General features: G+C 39.9%; 22 protein-coding genes and 1 pseudogene. 10 read left to right on the top strand and 13 right to left on the bottom strand.

Translation table 11 applies throughout. The features are described from left to right. Positions 1 to 56: 56 nt before the first annotated feature. The 5 genes from QMF37_RS12070 to QMF37_RS12050 all read left to right on the top strand — a co-directional run bounded on the left by QMF37_RS12070 (position 57) and on the right by QMF37_RS12050 (position 3,219). Positions 57 to 479, top strand: a complete 423-nt coding sequence (locus QMF37_RS12070) for a YtxH domain-containing protein (protein ID WP_058385948.1) — start codon at positions 57 to 59, stop codon at positions 477 to 479. A gap of 284 nt (positions 480 to 763) precedes the next feature. Further along, entirely contained in the window at positions 764 to 1,327 is a 564-nt protein-coding gene (locus tag QMF37_RS12065) for an HTH-type transcriptional regulator Hpr (protein WP_078080228.1), read from the top strand. A gap of 100 nt (positions 1,328 to 1,427) precedes the next feature. Beyond that, a complete protein-coding gene (locus tag QMF37_RS12060; RefSeq protein WP_058385950.1) occupies positions 1,428 to 1,973 on the top strand; it encodes a DUF3267 domain-containing protein in 546 nt (181 codons plus the stop codon). Positions 1,974 to 2,034: 61 nt separating this feature from the next. Then, a complete protein-coding gene (locus QMF37_RS12055) occupies positions 2,035 to 2,220 on the top strand; it encodes a hypothetical protein (RefSeq protein ID WP_006828367.1) in 186 nt (61 codons plus the stop codon). Between the two features lie 108 nt (positions 2,221 to 2,328). After that, on the top strand, positions 2,329 to 3,219 hold the full coding sequence (locus QMF37_RS12050) for a peptidylprolyl isomerase (protein WP_058385951.1): 891 nt from the start codon (positions 2,329 to 2,331) through the stop codon (positions 3,217 to 3,219). Between the two features lie 138 nt (positions 3,220 to 3,357). On the opposite strand, the gene yhaM is transcribed toward QMF37_RS12050, so the two are convergent. The 3 genes from yhaM to QMF37_RS12035 are packed head-to-tail and all read right to left on the bottom strand — an operon-like array spanning position 3,358 to position 8,352. Continuing rightward, positions 3,358 to 4,296, bottom strand: coding sequence for a 3'-5' exoribonuclease YhaM (gene yhaM, locus QMF37_RS12045; protein ID WP_058385952.1), 939 nt, complete (start codon positions 4,294 to 4,296; stop codon positions 3,358 to 3,360). Further along, positions 4,293 to 7,133: an ATP-binding protein gene (locus QMF37_RS12040; protein WP_283478392.1), complete on the bottom strand. Its 2,841-nt coding sequence runs from the start codon at positions 7,131 to 7,133 to the stop codon at positions 4,293 to 4,295. Before QMF37_RS12040 ends, yhaM begins: the two co-directional genes overlap by 4 nt. Positions 7,134 to 7,137: 4 nt before the next feature. After that, entirely contained in the window at positions 7,138 to 8,352 is a 1,215-nt protein-coding gene (locus QMF37_RS12035; RefSeq protein WP_283478391.1) for a metallophosphoesterase family protein, read from the bottom strand. Between the two features lie 208 nt (positions 8,353 to 8,560). Here QMF37_RS12035 and QMF37_RS12030 point away from each other — a divergent pair, with 208 nt between their 5' ends. Continuing rightward, the gene (locus QMF37_RS12030; RefSeq protein ID WP_058385955.1) at positions 8,561 to 8,746 is read left to right on the top strand and encodes a YhzD family protein; all 186 of its coding nucleotides are present in this window, start codon (positions 8,561 to 8,563) and stop codon (positions 8,744 to 8,746) included. Between the two features lie 37 nt (positions 8,747 to 8,783). Here QMF37_RS12030 and QMF37_RS12025 read toward each other — a convergent pair whose 3' ends face one another. The 3 genes from QMF37_RS12025 to QMF37_RS12015 all read right to left on the bottom strand — a co-directional run bounded on the left by QMF37_RS12025 (position 8,784) and on the right by QMF37_RS12015 (position 11,163). Continuing rightward, a complete protein-coding gene (locus tag QMF37_RS12025; protein ID WP_058385956.1) occupies positions 8,784 to 9,563 on the bottom strand; it encodes an enoyl-CoA hydratase in 780 nt (259 codons plus the stop codon). Positions 9,564 to 9,652: 89 nt separating this feature from the next. Further along, the gene (locus QMF37_RS12020; protein WP_071153691.1) at positions 9,653 to 10,000 is read right to left on the bottom strand and encodes a YlbF family regulator; all 348 of its coding nucleotides are present in this window, start codon (positions 9,998 to 10,000) and stop codon (positions 9,653 to 9,655) included. 20 nt (positions 10,001 to 10,020) lie between these two features. Beyond that, positions 10,021 to 11,163, bottom strand: coding sequence for a DUF445 domain-containing protein (locus tag QMF37_RS12015; RefSeq protein ID WP_058385957.1), 1,143 nt, complete (start codon positions 11,161 to 11,163; stop codon positions 10,021 to 10,023). An 82-nt stretch (positions 11,164 to 11,245) separates the two neighbouring features. Here QMF37_RS12015 and QMF37_RS12010 point away from each other — a divergent pair, with 82 nt between their 5' ends. Continuing rightward, the gene (locus QMF37_RS12010; protein ID WP_058385958.1) at positions 11,246 to 11,449 is read left to right on the top strand and encodes a YheE family protein; all 204 of its coding nucleotides are present in this window, start codon (positions 11,246 to 11,248) and stop codon (positions 11,447 to 11,449) included. 109 nt (positions 11,450 to 11,558) lie between these two features. On the opposite strand, the gene QMF37_RS12005 is transcribed toward QMF37_RS12010, so the two are convergent. Then, on the bottom strand, positions 11,559 to 13,313 hold the full coding sequence (locus QMF37_RS12005; RefSeq protein ID WP_071153662.1) for an ABC transporter ATP-binding protein: 1,755 nt from the start codon (positions 13,311 to 13,313) through the stop codon (positions 11,559 to 11,561). Between the two features lie 2 nt (positions 13,314 to 13,315). Then, positions 13,316 to 15,052, bottom strand: a complete 1,737-nt coding sequence (locus QMF37_RS12000; RefSeq protein WP_283478390.1) for an ABC transporter ATP-binding protein — start codon at positions 15,050 to 15,052, stop codon at positions 13,316 to 13,318. 468 nt (positions 15,053 to 15,520) lie between these two features. Between QMF37_RS12000 and QMF37_RS11995 the strand changes: the two genes are divergently transcribed. Next, the gene (locus QMF37_RS11995; RefSeq protein WP_283478389.1) at positions 15,521 to 16,039 is read left to right on the top strand and encodes a universal stress protein; all 519 of its coding nucleotides are present in this window, start codon (positions 15,521 to 15,523) and stop codon (positions 16,037 to 16,039) included. A gap of 211 nt (positions 16,040 to 16,250) precedes the next feature. After that, complete coding sequence (locus tag QMF37_RS11990) at positions 16,251 to 16,694, top strand: arsenate-mycothiol transferase ArsC (protein ID WP_078080227.1); 444 nt, start codon at positions 16,251 to 16,253, stop codon at positions 16,692 to 16,694. 68 nt (positions 16,695 to 16,762) lie between these two features. Here the strand turns inward: QMF37_RS11990 and QMF37_RS11985 are convergent, their stop codons facing one another. From QMF37_RS11985 to QMF37_RS18280, 4 genes and pseudogenes are all read right to left on the bottom strand, one after another. Then, the gene (locus tag QMF37_RS11985) at positions 16,763 to 17,386 is read right to left on the bottom strand and encodes a cyclase family protein (protein WP_078080226.1); all 624 of its coding nucleotides are present in this window, start codon (positions 17,384 to 17,386) and stop codon (positions 16,763 to 16,765) included. After that, positions 17,387 to 18,637 (bottom strand): kynureninase, encoded by a 1,251-nt coding sequence (kynU, locus tag QMF37_RS11980; protein ID WP_071153659.1) that lies wholly within the window; start codon positions 18,635 to 18,637, stop codon positions 17,387 to 17,389. A 21-nt stretch (positions 18,638 to 18,658) separates the two neighbouring features. Next, positions 18,659 to 18,940, bottom strand: coding sequence for a chromate transporter (locus QMF37_RS18285; protein WP_425439676.1), 282 nt, complete (start codon positions 18,938 to 18,940; stop codon positions 18,659 to 18,661). Positions 18,941 to 18,984: 44 nt separating this feature from the next. Further along, positions 18,985 to 19,215, bottom strand: a pseudogene (locus QMF37_RS18280) (chromate transporter); the annotation flags it as partial. Between the two features lie 350 nt (positions 19,216 to 19,565). Here QMF37_RS18280 and QMF37_RS11970 point away from each other — a divergent pair. Next, positions 19,566 to 20,459, top strand: coding sequence for a cation diffusion facilitator family transporter (locus QMF37_RS11970; RefSeq protein WP_071153658.1), 894 nt, complete (start codon positions 19,566 to 19,568; stop codon positions 20,457 to 20,459). A gap of 155 nt (positions 20,460 to 20,614) precedes the next feature. On the opposite strand, the gene QMF37_RS11965 is transcribed toward QMF37_RS11970, so the two are convergent. Next, on the bottom strand, positions 20,615 to 21,664 hold the full coding sequence (locus QMF37_RS11965) for a mechanosensitive ion channel family protein (protein ID WP_078080225.1): 1,050 nt from the start codon (positions 21,662 to 21,664) through the stop codon (positions 20,615 to 20,617). Positions 21,665 to 21,704 lie beyond the last annotated feature (40 nt).

The following is a 21,704-nucleotide window of genomic DNA, read 5'->3' as shown; positions in this document are numbered from 1 at the left end:
TTAATTAGGTATAATAGAGGAAAAGAAGTTTATAGGAAGAAAGGGGCGTTTCAAATATGAAAGCATCAAGATTTTTCTTAGGACTTGCTACAGGGGTAGCAGCTGGAGCTGCAACAGCTTTATTCTCTACTCCACAATCAGGACAGGAATTTCGCTCTACAGTGAAATCAACGTCAGCTGAATGGAAAGAATATTTGACCGAACTAAAAGATAAAGTGAATAGCTTAAAAGAGTCGATCAATCATTTAACAGAAGAAGCTAAATCTCAGCTTCCTGAAGCAGTCGATGGATTAAAAGCTTCACTGGAAACATGGACAGAGAGTACCGCTCCTGCTAAAGAACATCTTCAACTTGAAATCATGGCCATCCAAAATTCAATCGAAGAATTGCAAAAAGCCATTAGCAAAGATAAAAAAGTTATAAAAAATGATGACCAACCCAAATCAGAAAAAGTTGACGATGATACTCAAAGCGCTTAAAACAACTGCCTTCCGGCGGTTGTTTTTTTGATGGTCTGTTTATAACTTAGAAAGTTCATTGTAAATCTACTATCTATCAAAAATCCATCGCAGTGATTTTTGGAGACTGAGTTATCTTTTACGTTTGCCAGTTTGATTTCTGTTGCCACGTTGTCTTTTTATTCCAAAAAACTAAACAAACTCGTATATCTCCCCACTGTAAATTATTTTACTATTCTTACTTTAATTACGTTTGCTTTACTGCTATAATAAAGAAAAGATTTTGGAGGAAAGTTGGTGCCTGTGTGAACGAGAAGGAATATACCATGAAAGAAGCTATGCTGTTTAGTCAACGCATTGGTCAATTGTCGAAAGCTCTATGGAAAGCGGTAGAAAAAGATTGGCAAATGTGGATAAAACCTTATGATTTGAATATTAATGAACATCACATTCTTTGGATTTCCTATCATTTAAAAGGCGCTTCGATATCAGATGTCGCAAAATTTGGTGTAATGCATGTTTCCACTGCTTTTAACTTCTCCAAAAAATTAGAAGAACGTGAACTGCTGTCTTTTTCAAAACGCGATACGGATAAACGCAATACATATGTCCAGCTAACTGAGAAAGGCGAAAAATTAATGCAAGAGATGATTGAGAACTATCATGAAACTCCTCACTCCGTCATTGAAGGCTCTCTACCTTTACGCGAACTCTACGGAAAGTTCCCTGAATTCATGGACATCATGGCTGTTATACGCAATATTTATGGCGAAGACTTCATGGAAATCTTCGAAGCTTCCTTCAAAAATATTGAGAATCGATTTAGCGAAGAAAACCATGTTATCAAGCATCAAGAAAGCCAGCAATAACAAGTCATTTCATAAAAAAAATTATGGTTGCATTTCCTTATAAATCATTGTATTGTATGTATCGAATCAAAAATGAATTTAGTAAATAGGGGATGCACACATGCACTGCTGGAAAACAATTAACTTAAAAAAACAATACGGATTTGACCGGCTTTTCATGATCTCTGCGCTTTTTGGAGTCGCTGTTTTTATGGCTTCTTACATTGGGCTTGCAATCGTCTATGCCACGCCTCTATCCGATCAATATTTTCTATTTTTTATAGTGTCTTTGCTCGCTATTTATCCGCTTCACAAGATTTTGCATTTCTTGCCTTTGATCGGCTGCCATAAATCATTGAAATTCATAATTCGAAAACAAATGAAAGTGTGTCCCGCTTTTTCACTCCATGTCAATGAACCGGTTCCCAAAATACGGTTTTTGCTTTCATTGGGCACACCTTTTCTTGTACTAAATACAGCTATTATTAGCTTAAGTATTGCAATGCCTGAATTTAGCCATTACTTCGCTATGCTTTTGGCGTATCATTGTGCGCTGTGCTTGACCGACATTATTTACCTTCGCAACTTAGCCCGTTCGCCAAAGTATGCGTTAATAGAAGAAACAGACACCGGCTTTGAAATCCTTATCCCTCCAGTAGTTAGCTGATATCTGCTTTTTCTTCCGGTCTTTGTTATACTAGGAAGTAAAGTCAGAGGGGAGGAAATCCATGATTATCGCATTTATTGTTATGTTCTCTGTGTTTTATCTTTTCCAGATCAACCGGATGACATTGGCACTTGTAACTTCTCGAGAAATTCCAGAAGAAAATCATCAAAAGATATTCCGAACGATAAATATATTAATTACAATACTATTGGTATCGTTGTATGTAGGCGTAGAATTTACACCTTAACTCACTTGCCTCTTTGGCAAGTGACTTTTTTTTGAAACTTTGCAAACCGTAATACGTTTATAGTATAGTAACTACTGCATCTAGATAGAAAGTTGGGAGCGAAATCTAATGAAAAAATCTTTTTTAACATTTACTTTGGCAGCATCTGTACTGGCTTTATCTGCGTGTAGCGATAGCGGGGATGACAAAACAATTGTAACTTCTGATGCTGGTGATATTACAAAAGACGAGCTTTATGAAGAAATGAAAACATCGATTGGTGAACAAGCAGTTCAAATTTTACTAATTGAAAAAGTACTTGCTGAAAACTTCGAAGTGACTGACAAAGAAGTAACTGCAGAATACGACAGCAACAAAGAAGAACTTGGAGAAAGCTTTGACCAATTTCTAACCCAGAACAACCAAACAGAAGAAAGCTACAAAAAAGTGATCCGTTTGAATTTATTACAAGAAAAAGCATTGACTGAAGGCATCGAAGTGACGGATAAAGAAATACAGACACAATACGATCGCCAAGGCACTGAATTAAATGCACGTCACATTCTTGTTGCTGATGAGGAAACCGCTAACTCTCTTAAAAAGCAATTGGATGAAGGCGCTGATTTCGCGAAATTAGCTAAAGAAAATTCGACAGATACCGGTTCTGCTGAAAATGGCGGTAACGTTGATTGGTTCGGTCCAGGGGCAATGGTTCCTGAGTTCGAAAAAGTCGCTTACGAGCTTGAAATTGACGAAATTAGTGAACCTGTCGCATCTGAATTCGGCTTCCATATCATTCAAGTTCTTGAAACACGTAAAGTAGAAGATCAACCGGCACTAGAAGACCAAAAAGATAAGATTCGTTCTGATTTGGCTATAGCTAAAGCAGATCAATCCACTTTGCTTCCAAAAGTCGCTGAGTTAATGAAAGACGCAAATGTAGAAATCCAGGACGAAGATCTTAAAGGGGCACTAGATGATATTTTAAATCCTCAAACGCCTGCTGCTCCAACTGAATAATAGAAGTTACTTTAAAAGAACCGTTCTAAAAGTTTGGCAACTGACTTTTAGCAACGGTTCTTTTTTGGCATACAAATAGACACAGACAAGATAGCTAACTTGTCTGTGTCTATTTTTCGCTGGAGACTCAGTTCTTCATTAAATTTTCGGTTTGTAAAATGAGCGGTTATCCAATGCAAAGACGCGTTCAGAAAACTCTCCTTCTTTTGTTTTCCCAAGAACACGGTCCAACATCATCATTTTCGCATCGATGTTATCGATATAATGAAGAATTTCTGCTTCTTTCAGCATTGGTTTTTTCGGGCTTCCCCACTCCTCTTTGCCATGGTGAGAAAGAATGATGTGTTGCAGTAGCATAACTTCTTCGCCTTCAATTTCCAACTCTTCTGCAGCTTTTGCTACTTCTGTTACCATAATGGAAATATGTCCAATCAAATTGCCTTCTACTGTATATGTAGTTGCAATGGGTCCAGAAAGTTCGATCACCTTGCCGATGTCATGAAGAATAATTCCTGCAAACAGTAAATCTTTGTTCAATCCTGGATAAATGTCGACCAGTGCTTTACCTAGCTTCAACATGGACACCACATGATCTGCCAGACCAGACACATAGTCATGATGATTACGTGTTGCTGCAGGATAAGTTAAGAATTGCTGCTGATATTTCTTCAGCAAGTAACGCGTCATTCGTTGGATTTGGGGATTCTCCATTTCGAACAAATACTTTGTTACTTCTTCTAACAATTCATCTGTCGACTTTTCCGAAGATGGCATCAAGTCTGATATTGACTGATGTTCATCTGGTTTTGCTGGACGAATGCTTTTAATCCGCAATTGGTTTTTCCCTCTGTAATTATGGATTTCACCACCGACACGGACGATTGTTTCAGCAGCGAATGTTTTTTCCTGCTCATCTTTTGTATCCCATAATTTTGCTTCAATGTCTCCGCTTTTGTCTTGTAACACGAGCGAAATAAATGGATTTCCGGTAGTGGTAACTCCTTTGACGGACTGTTTGATCAATAAGAATTCATCGACTGTCTCGCCGACTGCATACTGTGTAATTCCTTTAGTCATGAATGAACGCTCCTTTCGGTAATGGCCACGTTAATAATTTGCGCATTAGGCCAAGCCTGTTGCATGCTGTCGTGGCAAGTAAAATAGATGAACTGGTGCTCTTTTTGCAACTCTGTCACTAAGTTTATCATTTGCTGCAGTCGACTGCGATCAAAATGAACAAAAGCATCGTCCATAATGATCGGAAACGGATGGCTTTTTTTCATAGATACGGCCAACGACAACCTCAATGCTAAATACGCTTGTTCTTTTGTTGCCTGACTAAGTTCGGAAATTGGAAAACGTGCCCCGTCTTGACGCTTAGCTTCAAAATAGCCGGTTCGATTCATGGCTAATTCAGTATAAGCACCATTTGTCAATTTACTAAAATAAAGCTGAGCGTTAGCTAGTACAGTAGGTAGTTTTTTTTCTTTTAGTTCACTCATTGTTTGGTTGATTGCTTCAACAATTGCTTTGTTGATGGACCACTGCTTCGCCAAATCAATAAATTCGGCTTTTTTCTCTTCAAAATGCTGTAACTTTTCTTCGTAAGAAGTATCCGTTACTAACATCTGAGTCAAGTGTTGCTTGTCTGCTTGTTCGTTTAATAATTTATTTCGCTGGGCTTTAAGCTCTGTCATTTTTTCTTGTCGTTGCTCAATTGCTTGCTGTGTATGATCCGACTCCCAGTCTTCTGGCAATTCAATTTCTCCAATAGCTTGCAATTGCCCTTCGACCAATTCAAGTTCTTTTTCCACTCGTTTTTTCTGATCCCATTGATCGGCCAACCGATAAAAATCAAAGACATCTTCTGCTAACGCATAGGCAATTAGCACTTGCTGTTCTTTTTCAAGTTGCTCTTGGAATGCTTGCAACCGCTCGATTTTTTCTAACAAGTCATGGGTTTCCCTTTGTTGCTTATTCCATTGATCTTTCTTTTGCTGTCGCACTGATTGTTCAGAACGCAGCGTGGCAATCAAGCCTACTATTGCGAGCTCTTTGCCACATGCTTGCTGCGCTTTATCCATCCACTCTTGTTGTTGCATTGCTAATTTGTCTATTTCATCTTGAATTCGTAATATACGCGAATAATTTGCATGAACTTTACGCAACTTACTAAAAAGCTCCAGTATCATCGTTCGACTAGCATCTGGTTTCAAACCAATTTTAAGCAAGAGTTGCTGATAAGCCTCTTGTGCTACAGCGGTTGAATCGACAGCTACATAACTGGTTATGTTCTTTTTGACTGTCTCCACACGATTCATCAAGCTGTCTAACTGCCGATCAAACTCGGCTACTTTTGTGATGATTGTTTCGCACTGCCATTCTTTTCCACTGTATTTTTTAATCAGAGCGGCGTAATTTGCAGGCAGCTCTTTGGGTTTTCGCATTTTCACAAAAAGCCATACACCTGCAGCCATTGCGACAAGTCCAATCACAATAAGTAAAGCAGTCGATTGGATAAATCCATAAGCTACTACGAGTAATCCCAGTCCAAACAATACAAAACGAACGATTTGGTCTTGTCTAGTGTCGCTTTTTTGAAACTTCGAAGCAGCTTTAGCTTCTGCTAATTGTGCTGAAGTCTCTGGCCATTCTTCTGCAATGAGTCGTTCTTTTGCAGTTGGTTCTTGAACTAAAAACGCCGATAAATCTTGTTCTGCCCGTGCCAATTTGTTTTTCTCTTCTTGCAAATTACGTTGGTTAAAGCGTTGGTTTTCTTCTTCTACATCCAACTCCTTCAACCGCTCAAGCAGTTGCTCTTCGTGATTTAACGAAACATCAACCGCCATCGCTTGTTGTTCCGTAAGTCCAAGTAACGATAATAGTTCTTCGCGTTCTTCTGATAACTCGATTGTTTCATTACGCTTTTGAACTAGTTGTAGATTTAATTGGTGCCAGTCTGATTCACGATTCAATAAATTCTCAATGGCGTCTAAAGAATCGGCTTTATCTGCAGTGGTTAGTAGGTGACGTTGGTTGGTTAAATACTCCATATCGGCTTTTGTTTGAGTTAGCTTATCCACTAACCGATCCATTTGCCTTCTGCCTTCTGCTGGGAATTGCGTAATGGCAAGATTGTCTAATTGCTTAGTCAATCGATGCTGGTCTGCTACTAATGGCGCGGCTTGTTGCCATCTGTGGATTTCTTTAAGCTCTTGATCCATTTCTGCTTCTACTTCTCCAATGACCTTTAAACGCTGTTCAATTGCTTGTAATCGCTCAATAGCAGGACTATAAAGTTCTGCACGATGTCGAAGTTCCTTTAGCTGTTCTTCGATGTCACGAAGCTCTTCAACCAAGGCATTTATTTGTGGTTTGCGACCATTTTTTTTAAATAGCTCAGCCATTTGTTTTTCAAGCTGATTTTCTAAATCTGTCAAGGCATCAATACCTGTTGTCCCTGAAGCTAGTAAAGTTCGGCTCAGTTCTGATTCACTGAGTTGATCTAGGCCTTGCAATTCATGAATCGAAAATGAAAAAATTGATTCAAAAGAAGCGCGATCGTAGTTTCGCAAGATTTGTTTCAACTCGTTATCACCACCTCTGTGACCGTCTTCAAATTCTACTATGACGTCTCCAGCGGATTTCCCTTTTATTCGTTCGATTACAAGCTTTCCATAATACGGGTCTGTCAAATATAGTTTGCCCCCATATTTTCCGCCAGTTTTTGGCTCGTACCGTAATTGCGTTTGATTGCGTGTAGGAAAGCCAAAAAGAAGTTGAATGATAAATTGCTGAATTGTTGTTTTCCCCGCTTCATTGGGACCATAAAATAAAACCAATTGATTTCCTAATTCGATGGTTCGGTTTTCATGTTTGCCAAAACCATAGATTGTTAATTTTTCGATTCTCATGTTGTCACTCTCCCGCCTGCATCCTACGCCGAATTTTTTGGGCGGTAGCTAATTGAAGTTCTCCGACGGTTTGATCGTCTACAGCTTCTAAAAACCGGCTGCTTTTTGGATGTCTGTACAAATCCTTCAAAATAGCTTTCCAGTTGTCTATTTCCCAGCTCTCTATCGTCTCAATCAACGTTGCTCCTATTGGAGAAAGTTCACTATCTTGTTCCACTTGCTGAAGTTGAATCGATTGGATCCAAACAAACCATTCCATTTCAGCAATCGACTCACGAAGCATTTCTAATAATTCACTTTCGGGAATTTCAGCCAGCAGTTGAAAGCTTTCTTGATCCAATTCTGTAAAGACCAATTCAATAATGGAGGCTCCTGCTCCTTGAGTAAAAAGACTTATTTTGTCTTGGCAAGCCTCGATCAATTCATTCATGTGAATAATGCCTTTAGCTGAAACAGCCACTCTGTCGAATTGAACAACTGACGTTGGAATAAATGCTAATTGTGTTGTTGTCTTTGACAAAGTCACTTCATAAAAGCCTTTTACACCGGTTTCCTTCCGGTGACGTCCTTGAATATTACCGGGATACACGATAGCGGGCTCGTTAGCAAGTTCTTGACGCTTGTGGATGTGCCCTAATGCCCAATAATCGTATTGTTTACTAAGTAGTTGCTCTTTTTTAAAAGGCGCATAAACAGCATGTGTTGAATCTCCTTCGAGACTGCCATGTAGTAGCCCAATATGATACTCTTGGTTTTGCGCTACCGGGTATTGCTTGACCATGGACTCACTAATGTGACGTTTGCCATAGCTAAATCCAGTAAACGTTACAGGCCCTGAGGCGGTGGCTAGTTTGAATTGAGAAACTGTGTCATCAAAAGCATGAACATTTTCCGGAAGTTCAAAGCGCGTCCAATTGCCACTTAAATGATCATGATTGCCGTAGCACATAATAACTGGTATTTTTTGATTAGCAAGTTGTTGCATGCCTTTTTGAAAACGCGCTTGCGCACGAATGTTGCGATCTTCCCCGTCATAAATGTCTCCCACAATTAACACGAAATCTGGTTTTGTTTTTAGTGCATAGTTGATAAGTCGATCGAACGCTTCTAACGTACTGTCTTTTAATTTTTGCCATTGCTCTTTTTGCAAATCCCTCATGCCGCTAAAAGGGCTTCCTAAATGCAAATCTGCCGTGTGGATAAAGCGAATCGACTCCATAAATAAACCCCTTTTAATTACCGAATATTTGTTCTTATTTTACCATGACAAAACCATTAAAAAAACTCTTTGCAGAAAAGTTTCTGTAAACAGTCTAATCGATCAATGTTTCAAAGCACTTAATAAGATGTTTTAAAAATGACAGGACTTTTTAATGGAAAGCCTTTATACTTAAAATGAACATCCATTCAGAAAGGATTGATTCTGCTTGAGAACTTACAAACTGACAGCTTTTGAACAAACTGGCAAACAACTACTAGACGAAACATTTACCGCTGAGACGGACGAAGAAGCACGTGGCAAAGGTCAAGCTATGTTAGAAGAAAAAGAATTGATTAACCAAACACATCGCTTAGCGTCACCCGCTGGGAAACTTATTCTTTTCCATTCATAAGAACGTAAAAAGCATGGCGGAGATTCCGCCATGCTTTTTATAGACCTTTAAACTCAGGTTTTCGCTTTTCAACAAATGCTTGGATGCCTTCTAAATGATCTGCTGATTTCCGCATTGCCGATTGTGCTGCCGCTTCCATGTCCAGCGTACTGACTAACTCTTTTACTTTCCATTGATGAAGAATGTGCTTAGATGCCAATTTAGCACCGATTGGTGATGAGATTGCTTCAGTTGCATAGGCTTCTGCTTTTTCAAGACCTCTTCCTTCGGCAGTCACTTCTTCGATTAATCCTTTTGCTAGTGCATCGTGTGCTTTTAACACTTGTCCTGACCAAATAATCTGCTTGGCTTTTGGTACACCTACTCGTTCTTTCATAAAGAAATGACCGCCACCATCTGGTACTAACCCGATGCCGATAAAATTCATAGCCAATTTACTATTTTCTTCTGCGACCACATAGTCACAGGCCAGTGCCATACTAAAAGCAAGACCAGCTGCTGCTCCATGTATAGCAGCAATTGTAATTTGTGGCAGCGTGTAAAGTGCTTTTGCCAAGCGGCTGACGTCCTTCATAACCAAATCGATATCCATTGGATGTTCCGGGTCCATCATTTCTTTGATATCGCCGCCCGCTGAAAATGCTCTACCTTCGCCACGGATAATTAGGACCTGTATTGTGCTGTCTTGCAACAAAGATTCAAAGCAATCCGCTAGTTCTTTCATCATCGTTCCATTCATGGCATTCATTGATTTCGGACGATTCAAAACCAATTGGCCAATTCGTCCTTGTTTTGTCAATTCAATCGTTTCGTACATAAAAAGAGACACCCCTTCATAGAAATGAATTGTCATTCACTTCTATGTATTCGGTGTCTCTTTCTATTATTCCTTTATTTTTTTGAAAATTACATGCTTTCGTATAAAGACTGAACCGGTTTGATCAAGACACGGTTTACTTCTTCGATCATTTGGCTTAATCCCATTTCAGCTTCAAGCATTGCAAGAATTTTTTCGTTTTGCTGAGCTGCTTGTGCAGTGCTTTGCGCGTTCATCATTTCTTCTTCTGTAATTTCTTCACCTTCTGTTTGTTTTTGCTGAAGAGAAATCTGCAAATCACGGAACGTCTTAAATAACTCATTTGCTTCTTTATCAGAAGTTACTTGTGCAACTGCCTCTTCTAATTTCTTAAACTCGTCTGTTGAACGGAACGTGCTTTCTAATTTGTTGATGTCGTCATAAATGTTTACTGTCATGTTCATCCATCTCCTCTTTGTTAGTTTAGTATCATGACGAAAATCCCTTGGAAGATTCCGATGAATCCTCCTAAAAAAGCGCCCAATACGGTAATCATTTTAAATTCTCTCCGGGATATTCCAAGCACCAATTCTTCTAGGCGACTGAGCGGCAGAGAATCGACTTGCTCTTTCACCATACCTTCCATATCAATTTTCAATATGGTTTCTTCCAGTTTATGCTCTCCTTGTTCGAAGACAAAGTCTGTCACAAGTGGCGTAAAATTGACACTCGTCCATTTTAACCCTCCAGGCCAAGTCTCTGCAAGTGTTGTGTTTAAACGCGTTGAAATCGCGGCTTTTTCACGCACATACTGTTTCACTGCGGTTAATGCTGTATCAAAATCAAATTCTTTAAGTAACTCATCGACTCTCCGGTCCTGTACTTTTTCCCATTCACTAAATGCCAATGTTCCTACCAATTCGAAGGTTCTTGGGGAGTTGAGAAATTTGATGATTTCCGGTTGAATCCGATCTACTAACGGTTTTGACTCACCAAGCAAAGAATGCAGCATATGACCAAAGCGACCTCGCGATTCTAAAAATTCATCCAACAAAGATTTAATCGTTTGTCTTCCTTGCGGCGATTCAAAATAAGTTGTTCCTTGACTGATGGCATATTCGACACCTTCATAGAGCTTGGCTTCTGTCTCTGCTTTCCAGTTTTCAGGCATGAGTTCACGAATCGTTTTCCCAGCAATATACTGTTGCAAGGACTCTTTTTGCAGATCAACCAACTCATCTAATTTTGCTTCTATTTTTATATCCATTTCTGTTTGTCCAGCTTCTTGCAGCCAGTCATTGAAGGATTTTGGAGAATTAAATAAGTGCTTCTGCAACTGCCGATTGATCCATTTTTCTGTTTTAATGTGCATTTCCTCGTTAAAAAACCTCTTTTTGAATGTCTCAGGAGTTAACAGATGCTCAACAACTGTTCGACCCAGTTGACGAGATAGTTCATCGCGTCGTTTCGGAATGAGTCCCGGTGTCAGTGGAACTCGCCATTTCCCAATATACTTTGCCTCATACGGCCAAAAAAGCATTTTAATTGCTAAATGGTTGGTGACGCCACCAATTAACGCACCCACAATCGCCATAAAAACTAATGTTACGATAATATTCACTGTTGTCACTCATTTCTTTTTCTTCTTTGTGTATTCTTCGCAATCCTCTATAATAGGGAGAAGAAAGCAAAGGAGGTTCCATATGCTTCAGCATTTTAAATTTAAACCAATGTTCGAAAATCATCAATTACCAGGTTGGAACATTTCCTTCTTTTATAAGAACGAACGCATAAACGGGGAGTATCATCCCGATGGCAGCATCGTTTGGCGTTCAAATCCACCGCAAGATGAAGAAGCTATCAAAACGATGATCCACGAGCTCATGCTCTATCATGTATACGATTAAAGCGCTGGAAAGTTCCAGTGCTTTTTTCGTTCGCTCTTTTAAGTATAAGGAAGCTTGACTTATTTTAACAGCGATAGCTCTGTGAACGCATAAAAAAGGGAATGTCCCCTTACCCAACGGTCTGGGTTTTGGACATTCCTGATTGAATTTTATACATTTGGAAATAGATGCCGCCGAGCTTCATCAATTCTTCATGACTACCCGTTTCCGCAATTTGACCTTTTTCCAGTACTAGTATTCGATCTGCATTTTTAATTGTCGACAAGCGATGAGCGATAATGAACGTCGTTCTGCCTTTTTTTAATACATCCATAGCATGCTGGATAATTTCTTCTGTCTCTGTATCGATGTTAGACGTTGCTTCATCCAAAATCAAGATTGCCGGATCAAATGCTAATGCTCTAGCAAAAGAAACCAATTGTCGTTGTCCAGAAGAAAGCGTACTGCCTTTTTCTACAACTGGCTCATCAATTCCTTTCGGCAAATGAGCCAACACGCGCTCTCCTCCGACTGCTGCTAACGCATCCGTCACCATTTCTCTAGTAATCCGCTCATCTCCTAGAGTCACATTTGACTCGATTGTTCCACTGAACAGATAAGGGTCTTGTAGAACGATTCCCATATGCTCTCTAACCGATTGTCTTGGCATATCATTGATATTCATGCCATCAATGGTAATCGCACCTTTAGAAGTATCGTAAAAGCGAAACAATAAATTCATGATGGAGCTTTTACCTGAACCTGTGTGACCGACTAACGCTACGGTTTCGCCTTGTTTTGCTTTAAAAGAAATATCCTGTAGCACATAGTCTTGTTCATTATAAGCAAACCAAACTTTCTCGAAACTGACATTTCCCTGATATCGAGTTATTTTTTTATCGACAACTGCTTCACCACTTTGATCTAGTAAACGGAATACTCGTTGAGCCGCGACTAACGCTTGTTCTAGGCGTCCAAACTGATTGACAATGCCACTGATAGGATTGAATAGCCGGATAATGTAGTCGATAAAAGCATACAGCATACCAACTGTCACTACTTCACTCCCCGACATAGAAGCTCCGCCGAAATACCAGACAAATAAAATAAAGGTCATGGATCTCAGTACCCCAACCAAATTATAAGAAGCGGCACCTTCGAGTACTAATAATTTCTTCTGATACTTGTAATGTTCATCGTTCAGTTCTTCAAATTCGTCTTTCATTTTGTGTTCTCGACGAAATGCTTGAATAATGGTCATTCCTTGAATTGACTCGTTGATCATAGCGTTCATTTCACTGACCTTTTCTCGCACGACATGATTGTAGCGGGCCGCATATTTACGGTATACCAACATCCATATATACAACAACGGGATTAAAACAAGTGTCATTGCAGCCATTTTCCAGTCGAGATAAAACAACGCGATAAAGATACCAGCCATATACATAAAACTCGTTGCAAATTGAGACAATACAGTCACAAACAAATCCCGTATTGCTTCTGTATCGTTTGTTATGCGCGATACTACTTTCCCAGCTGGTAAATTGTCAAAATAACGAATTGGTAGCGTTTGTGTATGGCCGTAGACATCGTTTCGCATTTTACGGATAATCCGATTGGCTCCTTTTTGGAGAAGTATAGACTGCCAATAACGAAAAATCGCGCTGATAATAGCAAGTCCAAAAAACAAAGCCAGTAAATAAGCAATCGGTTCAAAGTTTATTACTTCACCAGAGGTAGCGATGTGTTTATCGATAATTTCTTTGGCAATAAGCGGTGCTGCCAAGTCAGCAGCAACCGCGATCGCAAGCATTCCTAATCCCCAAACTAAAACACGTTTAAAGTGCAATGCATATTGTACTAATCGTTTACCTGTCCCCATATTTACACCTCCTCGATTTGCTGACGGAGGAATTGCTCGTTGTACCATCCGTTTGTTTCCAGCAATTCCTTATGAGTTCCTTCTTCAATAATTTTCCCGTCATCTAATACGACAATCCAATCAGCGTGCTTTACTGCAGAAAGTCGGTGTGTTGTGATGATGGTCGTTTTGCCAGTACGATTGGCTTGGATGTTTTCGATAATGCGCGCTTCTGTTTTCGCGTCTACCGCTGACAACGAATCATCCAAAATTAGAATCTCCGGATTTTTAATCAATGCGCGCGCAATAGAAATCCGCTGCTTTTGGCCACCTGATAACGCCACTCCTTTTTCACCAACTAGTGTGTTTAACCCATTTGGCAACAACGCTAAATCTTTTTCAAAATAAGCTAAACGAAGCGCTTCAGCCATCTCTTCTTCACTAGCATTTGATTTTCCAAAAAGAATATTTTCTCGAATTGTCCGCGAAAACAACACATGATCTTGTGGCACGTAGCCAATCCAGCTACGCAGCTGATCTTTCGTTAATTTCTTCAATTCAATTCCATTCATAAAGATGGCTCCTTGACCAGTGGGGTATTCTCTCAGCAATTGCTTAACGAAAGTCGATTTCCCACTACCCGTCTTGCCGACAATGCCCAGCGTCTGGCCACTGTTCATGGAAAGGTTGATGCCTTGAAGATTGATTGAATTTGATTGTGGATAAGTAAAACTAAAGTCTTTAAAACCAATTTCCTTTGGTTTACCGGTAGTAGATGGCTCCTGTGGATCGGTAACGTCTTCCGGATAATCCAGCGTTCCGTTGACGCGGTCCAACGAAGCATTGCCTCGTTGCAAGATGTTAATCAATTCTCCAATCGCAAACATCGGCCAAACAATCATGCCAAGGTAAACATTAAAAGCCACTAAATCCCCTAGCGTCATCGTGCCTTCAGCAACTAAAAATGCCCCATAGCCAAGTCCAATCATATAGCTAATGGCAGTCAGCACTTTGGTTACTGGCGCAAACAAAGCATCAATTCGTTCTACAGCCATATTCTTTTCGTACACGTCTTCGGTCATAGCAGCGAATTGTTGTTCTGAAGCGCGTTCTTGAACATAAGCTCGGATGACACGAACTCCTCCAACCGATTCCAATACGCGGTCATTCATGTCACCAAAAGCTTCCTGCGCTTCCATATAACGAACATGAATTTTCTTCCCCAGTATTTGTACTACTACCGCTAGAATCGGCAAGGGAATCATCGCTAGAAAAGTCAATTCCCAAGAAACCAACATTCCCATCGCGACAATAATAGTTGCCATATACAAAGTTGAATCCACCAACGTTAAAATGCCGAATCCTGCTGTCTCGGAAATGGCCTTTAAATCATTTGTAGCACGTGCCATTAAATCGCCTGTCCGATTTTTCTCGTAAAAAGTGGGGGTCATTTTCAAGAAATGCCCCATCAAGCTAGAACGGAGCTGCCGTTCAATAACATAAGCCCCACCAAATAATTGATATTGCCAAACAAAATTGATCAAATAAGCTAATACCATCGCTACTGCTAATACTGCCATGTACTGCCACATCAGCGTCGAAGTCAGCTGCGCTTGAGCAATTGAATCAATCGCTTTCCCAATTAACCAGGGTGGAATAATTTCTAAAATATTGGCAACGAATAACAAAGCAACAGCTGTCGTGTACCTCAGCCAATTTTCTTTAAAAAACCATTTTAATTTCCATAATACGTCAAACATTAGCTACGCCTCTTTTCTTTTCCACTCCAATAATCAGCTTCAAGTCATTCTTTATTGATCATTTCTACCGTTTGAAACAACTTCATATCCAACAACTCCCATTAGATTTCATTTCATTCAATTTGCATTAAAACACACAAAAAAACGCGTGCCTCGTTTATGGGCACACGCTCATTAAAACAGGACATTTAGTCAGACATGTCCTGAATCATTCTATTTCCGAAATAAAGTCAGAGAAAAATCGAAGGAAGGTCTGATAACAATATTAAATTAATGTGCTTGTTAATTTCCAATTTTTTCATCATCATGACCTCCATTCCCTTTTATTTGTTAATTCTAGAATAGCAAAGTTTATTTTGAATTGTCAAGATTTTTCGAAAATTTATTTTTTCCAAAATATAACGGATGTTTCATTCTGATAACGTAGGGTAATTTAACACTAAGAGAAATTAGAATGAGGTGATGATAATGTATAAAAATATTGCTGTGGCTTATGATGGTTCTGATGGAAGTCGAATTGCATTTGAAAAGGCAATGGAATTTGTAAACGTATTACCAGGTGCTAAACTTTCTGTTATCTATGTGAACGAAGACTACCGGGAAAGCATTGGTTATATGGATGCCGGCAATGCCTCGGCTCCAGTAATTTCGGCAAACGTCGACAGCAATTATGCACAATTCATGCCACCTGGAATTGGCGATGAACGCGTCTCTAGTCTAAAGGATTATGATGAGACAGTAGTTGAGTATTCCAAGCACCTTCAACAATCTATCCAACGTCAATTAGATGAACACAACACAAAAGCATCGGTGCTCGCCCTTGAAGGAAATGCGGCCAAAACGATTTCTGCTTTTGTTGATGAGCAAAACATTGATTTGCTCATTATTGGCAACAGCGGGAAAGCAGGTTTGCAAAAATTCTTCGTTGGATCTGTCAGCAACAAGTTAATCAAAGATTCTTCCTGTTCTATCTTGGTTGTTAAATAACCATTTCCTCTTGCACTACTGAATGGATTACTAAAGCACTCAAAAAATCCGGTCTAGTTGGACAAGTTATTGCTTGTTCACCAGACCGGATTTTTAATACCTTATCAAAAAGTCACAATACCATCACAAATTTAACAGTTTAATTTCTTCTCTACCGGGTAAACATTACTAATAGCAAAACGCGTTTTACAAAAGGAAGAAGGGAAGACCTATGTCAAGACAAACAGTTTATTTTTTATCTCCTCATCAGCATCGTGGCTTGATGGCTGAAATTTGGGCAAATCGACTGATGCTTCCTGATTGGGAAATTCGCAGTGCTGCATGGTCAAAAGAAGCTCAGCCTTCTTTTAATGACATGCCTTTAGAAATAATGAAGGAAGTTATATTGGATTTACCAGCAGTTGAAGCACGTGCTTATAATCCAGAAGAAATAAGAGAAGCAGATTTAATCATCGCTTTACACGATGGAGAATTTGAACATGGTGACATTCCAACAGATTTGCCGACTCAGAAACTGCTGCGCTGGGACATACGTAACCCTGAGTTAAGAACTAGCGACACTACAGAACAATGGGTGCTTTACCAAGAGATTTGTGATGAAATTGCGACGAATATAAAAAACATGGAACCTTATTTCCGTGCAGATTACGCATAAAACCTTCACCAGTAAACCGGTGAAGGTTTTATTTGCTTTCATTCTTTTATACTTGCCTACACTGCTTTTTACGTATAGAGAATTGCTCGGACTGGGCTGCCTTCTCCGCCTTTAATCTTCAGTGGCAATGCTGCTAATCGGTAAATCCCTTCTGCTACATGATCCAAAACGATGCCTTCCAAAATAAAACGATGATGACGATTCATAGCCTGGTGCATTGGCAATTCTTTGCTAGTTTCTGGATCCACGGACGGCACGTCAACGCCAAGTAAGCTTACACCATGATCAGCCATCCATCGTGCGATTCCTTCATCAAAAATAGGCCATTCCACTGGAAATTTACTACGGTCTTTCCAAGACGCGGTTTTTAGCAACACCGCCGTGACCTGTTCTTCAAGTGGTTTCAAATCTGACACCTTGATTTTTTCCAAGCCACTAACATCCATCACTTGAGCTTGTGACAAGTAGACATCTAAGGGCAGTTCATGTGTTTTGAGCCCCTCGTTATTGTAATGAAAAGGAGCATCAATATGAGTGCCAATATGCGTACTCGTTTGCACCTTCCCGATATTAACTGAACCACTTTGCTTTATCGTGACAGATAGTTCATAACTAAACGGTACGTCTCCAGGCCACTCCGGTGTTGTGTCGTTCAATTCCATTGAAATATCAATGATTTTTTGTGGGTCCATTCAAGCCACCACATTTCGTTCATTGCTAAATTTTTTATATGTTTCATTGTCCATAATGTGCTGAAGCTTATCGGCCACTTGCTCTACATCGCTAAAAGATGTGTAAAAAGCAACAGGCGCTAATCGAATGATATTGGGTGCACGGAAATCAGGAACGATTTTTGCTTTTTTCAGTGCTTTGCAAATTCTCGCTGCCTCAGGATGAGCAAAAGCGATGTGACCGCCTCTAGCTTCGTCTTGTACGGGTGTAACGTCAGTCAGTTCAGGAACTTGTTGGCCTACAAGCTGTCTCAACAAACGAGTCAGCTGCAGTGATTTTTGGCGAATCGCTCCAATTCCCGCTTCTTCAAATAACTCGAGACTGCCAAGCAACGGTGCCATACTGAAAATATGCGGTGTCCCAATTTGGTAAGCACCCGCTCCTTGCGCTTTCGTAAATTCATGGTCCATATCGAATTGACGAGCTTTATCAGAACCAAACCATCCAGCATTCCCAGGCAGCAATTGATGGTGGCGTTCGTGTATGTACAGCCCCCCTGTTCCACCTGGTCCTGAATTCATGTATTTGTAATGACACCAAATAGCAAAATCCACTCCATCGTCATGCAAGTGATGCGGCATGGCACCGATCGAATGCGCTAAGTCAAAGCCGACCAAAATACCTTTTTCATGTGCCGCTTTTGCAATGTCGCGCATTGGCAATAGCTGACCACTGCGGTAAAGCACAGAAGGTAACAGCACAATAGCAACATCGTCAGTTAATTGTTCAATAATGTCGGTTAGCTCAAGTGTGTAGCCATCTTTACTTCCAACTTTTCTCATAGCTTTTGCCGGATCCAATCCTCGCAAACGAAGATGGCTTTCTACAGCATAAATATCTGAAGGAAAGTTCAAGTCATCGACAACAATTGCAAAACGTTCAGCAGTCGGTTGAAACAACGTTGACAGCATTTGATGAATATTCGACGTAATCGATCCTGTTACCATCACTTCATTGCCTTGTGCGCCGACTAATGGGGCAATGCGTTTACTCATTTCTTCAGCTAAGGTAAACCACGGGTGGTTACCTTCTGTCCACCCATCAATTCCAAATGTTTTCCAGCTATCCATCAGCGTCTGTAATTTTGCTTCAGACCGTTTAGACATCAACCCAAGAGAATTGCCGTCCATATAAACCATCCCTTTTTCAACAAAAAATTCCTGTTTAAAATCCGCTAACAAATCTTCGCGATCCAACTCTTTGCTCGTCATTATTTCGTCCTCCTCTAAACTTTATATTGCATAAGCAATTGCACCTAGAATTGTTGTTACTAGTACGACAATCCAAGGAGTCAGTTTAAAATAGACTAACATTGTAAAGGCAGTTACTGCAATTGCAAAATCAACAGGACCACGAATCCCTGAAGTGAAAACAGGGTCATATAAAGCGGCTAGTAAAATTCCGACCACGCTTGCATTGATTCTTCTTGATACTGCTTGTACTCCTGACTTTGTCCGAATGATGCGCCAAAAAAGCAATGTTGCAATCACCAATAGGAAAGATGGCAAAAACATAGCAATGATAGCAATAATCACTCCCGATACACCGTTCATCAATTTCCAAACCACAACAAAAATCCACCAAACATTCTTCCACGCGACATGCCAATGGAAATCCCCACCTGCGAACTAGCCGGTCCCGGGAGAAATTGACAACGTGCTACTAAGCCTGCATACGCTTTATCGTCGAGCCATTTTCTTTTATTGACGTATTCATCTCTGAAATAACCAATATGGGCTGCCGCTCCACCAAAAGACGTCAGTCCCAACTTCGTCAATGTTTTTAAGATTTCTGCATAGTTGTTTTTTTCTTTATCATAGCCCTCTCCTTTAAATAAATTAGTCCTTTTGAGGATAACCGTTTACTTATATGTCTTAATATTAAATTCATGTAACTTTACTGTCTCAAGCATTTCTAGAAATTCTTAGTATTGACAACGCTTCAAAAGACCTTGATACTATTAAAAGGTCATCTGTGAATCAAAGTCGCTATTCACTATTTTGGACTGTCTATTCTTTGCACGTTACTGCGAGCAATAACTCAAACATCTATTTTACTACTCATAAATAAAGATAATGAAACGGCCCTCCTCTGAGGGTCGTTTCACTTTGTTTCAGCAACTTGGAGGCGGGAAACATTATGGACATGTATACAAACTTACGCAAAGGGGAAAAAGGGGCTTGGATCAGTATTGGTGCTTATGTATTTCTTAGTGCTATCAAGCTTTTCTTCGGCTTTTCAGGTTCTTCTGAAGCATTAAAAGCCGATGGTCTTAACAATTTAACTGACATTCTCGCATCTATTGCCGTTTTGGTGGGACTACGAATTTCTCAGAAACCGCCCGATGAAAATCATCATTATGGTCATCTGCGCGCTGAAACCATTGCCTCTCTTTTGGCATCTTTCATTATGGCGGCTGTAGGATTACAAGTTTTGGCTAACGCTATTCGCTCTATTTTTGAACCTGTTGCCGAAACCCCTTCTCTGTTTACGGCTTGGATTGCTTTGTTTTCTGCAATTGTTATGTACGTTGTGTATCGCTATAACTTGAAGCTTAGTCAAGAAATCAAAAGTTCAGCTGTCCGTGCTGCAGCTTACGATAATCGGTCAGATGCTCTCGTCAGTATTGGCGCAGGTATCGGCATTATGGGTGCTGTTTTTGGCGCACCAATTCTCGATGTTCTTACCGCATTTATTATCGGATTGATCATTATCAAAACGGCTCTGGATATTTTCAAGGAATCTGTCATGACGTTAACCGATGGGTTTGATGAAGATGAAGTGGAAACTTTATCTGTTTTAGTTAGAAGAGTTCCCGGAGTTATTTCATTGCGTGATTTTAAAGGACGCAATCATGGCAATGTCATGTTTATCGATTTGACTGTCAGTGTTGCACCCAAACTTAATGTAATAGAAAGTCACTGGATCACTGAAGAAATCGAAAGGAAAATTCAGAAAGTAAAACCTCATTGCGTCATTCTTGTTCACATTGAACCAGATTTTTCGTCTCCTATTAGTCGTCAGGACGACTGAAACGAACAAAAGAATATTCATTTCACTGTGCTTGTACGGCATTCTGCATTCCACACCGATGAAAGGAACTCCAAGTGGCAAGACCATATAGGCTTATATAATGCTTTCTGTAACCAAAAAAGTCCACGGCTTTAAAGAGCCGCGGACTTTTTTGATTATTCGTCTAGTGCTTGCGCCATTTTTACATTGTTGTGAACAAAATCTTCTGCAATGGCATGACGAATTCGACTTTCAAGCCTTTCTTTCATTTCAACATCGGCAACTTGTACTTCTACTTGAAAATCCAATGCGGAATTCCGAAAGTTAATAAATCGGACATCTGGTTCTTTTTCTGGTATTCCTTTCATCAAGTTGATTGTCTTTAGAGCTGCATCTTTGAGAAGTTGTTCGATTTTTTTCGTATCACTGCCATACTCCACACTTACTACTACCCTGGCATACAATTGTGCGCTCGAACGATTTTTAACAATTTGCTCGATAAAATATTGATTCGGAACGACGAGAGTTCCTTCTTTCAAGGTTTCTATAACAGTTGACCTCAATTTAATTTTAGTAATACGTCCGATTTTCCCGTCGATTTCCACCATTTCTCCAACTTCCATCGGACGCTCAAACAAAATGATGATGCCTGAGACAAAATTAGCGGCGATGTTACGAACGCCAAAACCTATACCAATTCCAAGAACACTAAATACAAATCCGAGCGCTGTTAAGTCAAGCCCGACAGTAGTAAAACTGATTGCCAATGCTAAAAACATCACGACATAATAAAGCAGTCGGTTGATTGTGTAGCCCATTCCCATATCTATATTAAATTGTTCGTAGACAAATGGCATGACGTAGCGATTTAAAGCTTTAGTGACGCGACTGGCAAATGTCACAATGAGGACAGCTACAATGATTAGTAATACGGAGATCTCAACGCCTTCAGTTTCATAAAAAGCTGAAGTCAGCCATTGTTCTTTCGAGAAGTAAAAAAGAAAGAACAGGATGCCGCCGTAAAGAAGCAACCAATTTAAGACATCTTCAATTACCGGATAAACCCGTCTTTTGAAATCTGTTGAAGCTATAACCTTTCTCAGCAGGAATAATATCAAAAATTTCCCGATAAGGATTAAAGCCACATACACGAAGAACATGAAAAACTCTACTAAAGACAAATCCTTTAAAAAAGTAATGCCTTCGAACAGCTCATTGTTTTTCATAACCCCTCTCCTTTACTGCTTGATAGATTTCTAACACTGT

This window comes from Planococcus sp. S3-L1 (assembly GCF_030063085.1).
Taxonomy (GTDB): Bacteria; Bacillota; Bacilli; order Bacillales_A; family Planococcaceae; genus Planococcus; species Planococcus kocurii.
This window is presented reverse-complemented; position numbering and strand designations above follow the sequence as displayed.

Excerpts from the sequence above, each read along its gene's own strand:
- QMF37_RS12010 (WP_058385958.1), top strand. The coding sequence starts at position 11,246 with ATGCTTCAGCATTTTAAATTTAAACCAATGTTCGAAAATCATCAATTA.
- QMF37_RS12025 (WP_058385956.1), bottom strand. The coding sequence starts at position 9,563 with ATGTACGAAACGATTGAATTGACAAAACAAGGACGAATTGGCCAATTG.
- QMF37_RS11970 (WP_071153658.1), top strand. The coding sequence starts at position 19,566 with ATGGACATGTATACAAACTTACGCAAAGGGGAAAAAGGGGCTTGGATC.
- QMF37_RS11990 (WP_078080227.1), top strand. The coding sequence starts at position 16,251 with ATGTCAAGACAAACAGTTTATTTTTTATCTCCTCATCAGCATCGTGGC.
- QMF37_RS11965 (WP_078080225.1), bottom strand. The coding sequence starts at position 21,664 with ATGAAAAACAATGAGCTGTTCGAAGGCATTACTTTTTTAAAGGATTTG.
- QMF37_RS12040 (WP_283478392.1), bottom strand. The coding sequence starts at position 7,133 with ATGAGAATCGAAAAATTAACAATCTATGGTTTTGGCAAACATGAAAAC.
- QMF37_RS12050 (WP_058385951.1), top strand. The coding sequence starts at position 2,329 with ATGAAAAAATCTTTTTTAACATTTACTTTGGCAGCATCTGTACTGGCT.
- QMF37_RS12005 (WP_071153662.1), bottom strand. The coding sequence starts at position 13,313 with ATGGGGACAGGTAAACGATTAGTACAATATGCATTGCACTTTAAACGT.
- kynU (WP_071153659.1), bottom strand. The coding sequence starts at position 18,637 with ATGACGAGCAAAGAGTTGGATCGCGAAGATTTGTTAGCGGATTTTAAA.
- QMF37_RS12000 (WP_283478390.1), bottom strand. The coding sequence starts at position 15,052 with ATGTTTGACGTATTATGGAAATTAAAATGGTTTTTTAAAGAAAATTGG.
- QMF37_RS12070 (WP_058385948.1), top strand. The coding sequence starts at position 57 with ATGAAAGCATCAAGATTTTTCTTAGGACTTGCTACAGGGGTAGCAGCT.
- yhaM (WP_058385952.1), bottom strand. The coding sequence starts at position 4,296 with ATGACTAAAGGAATTACACAGTATGCAGTCGGCGAGACAGTCGATGAA.
- QMF37_RS12020 (WP_071153691.1), bottom strand. The coding sequence starts at position 10,000 with ATGACAGTAAACATTTATGACGACATCAACAAATTAGAAAGCACGTTC.
- QMF37_RS12035 (WP_283478391.1), bottom strand. The coding sequence starts at position 8,352 with ATGGAGTCGATTCGCTTTATCCACACGGCAGATTTGCATTTAGGAAGC.
- QMF37_RS12060 (WP_058385950.1), top strand. The coding sequence starts at position 1,428 with ATGCACTGCTGGAAAACAATTAACTTAAAAAAACAATACGGATTTGAC.
- QMF37_RS18285 (WP_425439676.1), bottom strand. The coding sequence starts at position 18,940 with ATGTTTTTGCCATCTTTCCTATTGGTGATTGCAACATTGCTTTTTTGG.
- QMF37_RS12055 (WP_006828367.1), top strand. The coding sequence starts at position 2,035 with ATGATTATCGCATTTATTGTTATGTTCTCTGTGTTTTATCTTTTCCAG.
- QMF37_RS11985 (WP_078080226.1), bottom strand. The coding sequence starts at position 17,386 with ATGGACCCACAAAAAATCATTGATATTTCAATGGAATTGAACGACACA.
- QMF37_RS11995 (WP_283478389.1), top strand. The coding sequence starts at position 15,521 with ATGTATAAAAATATTGCTGTGGCTTATGATGGTTCTGATGGAAGTCGA.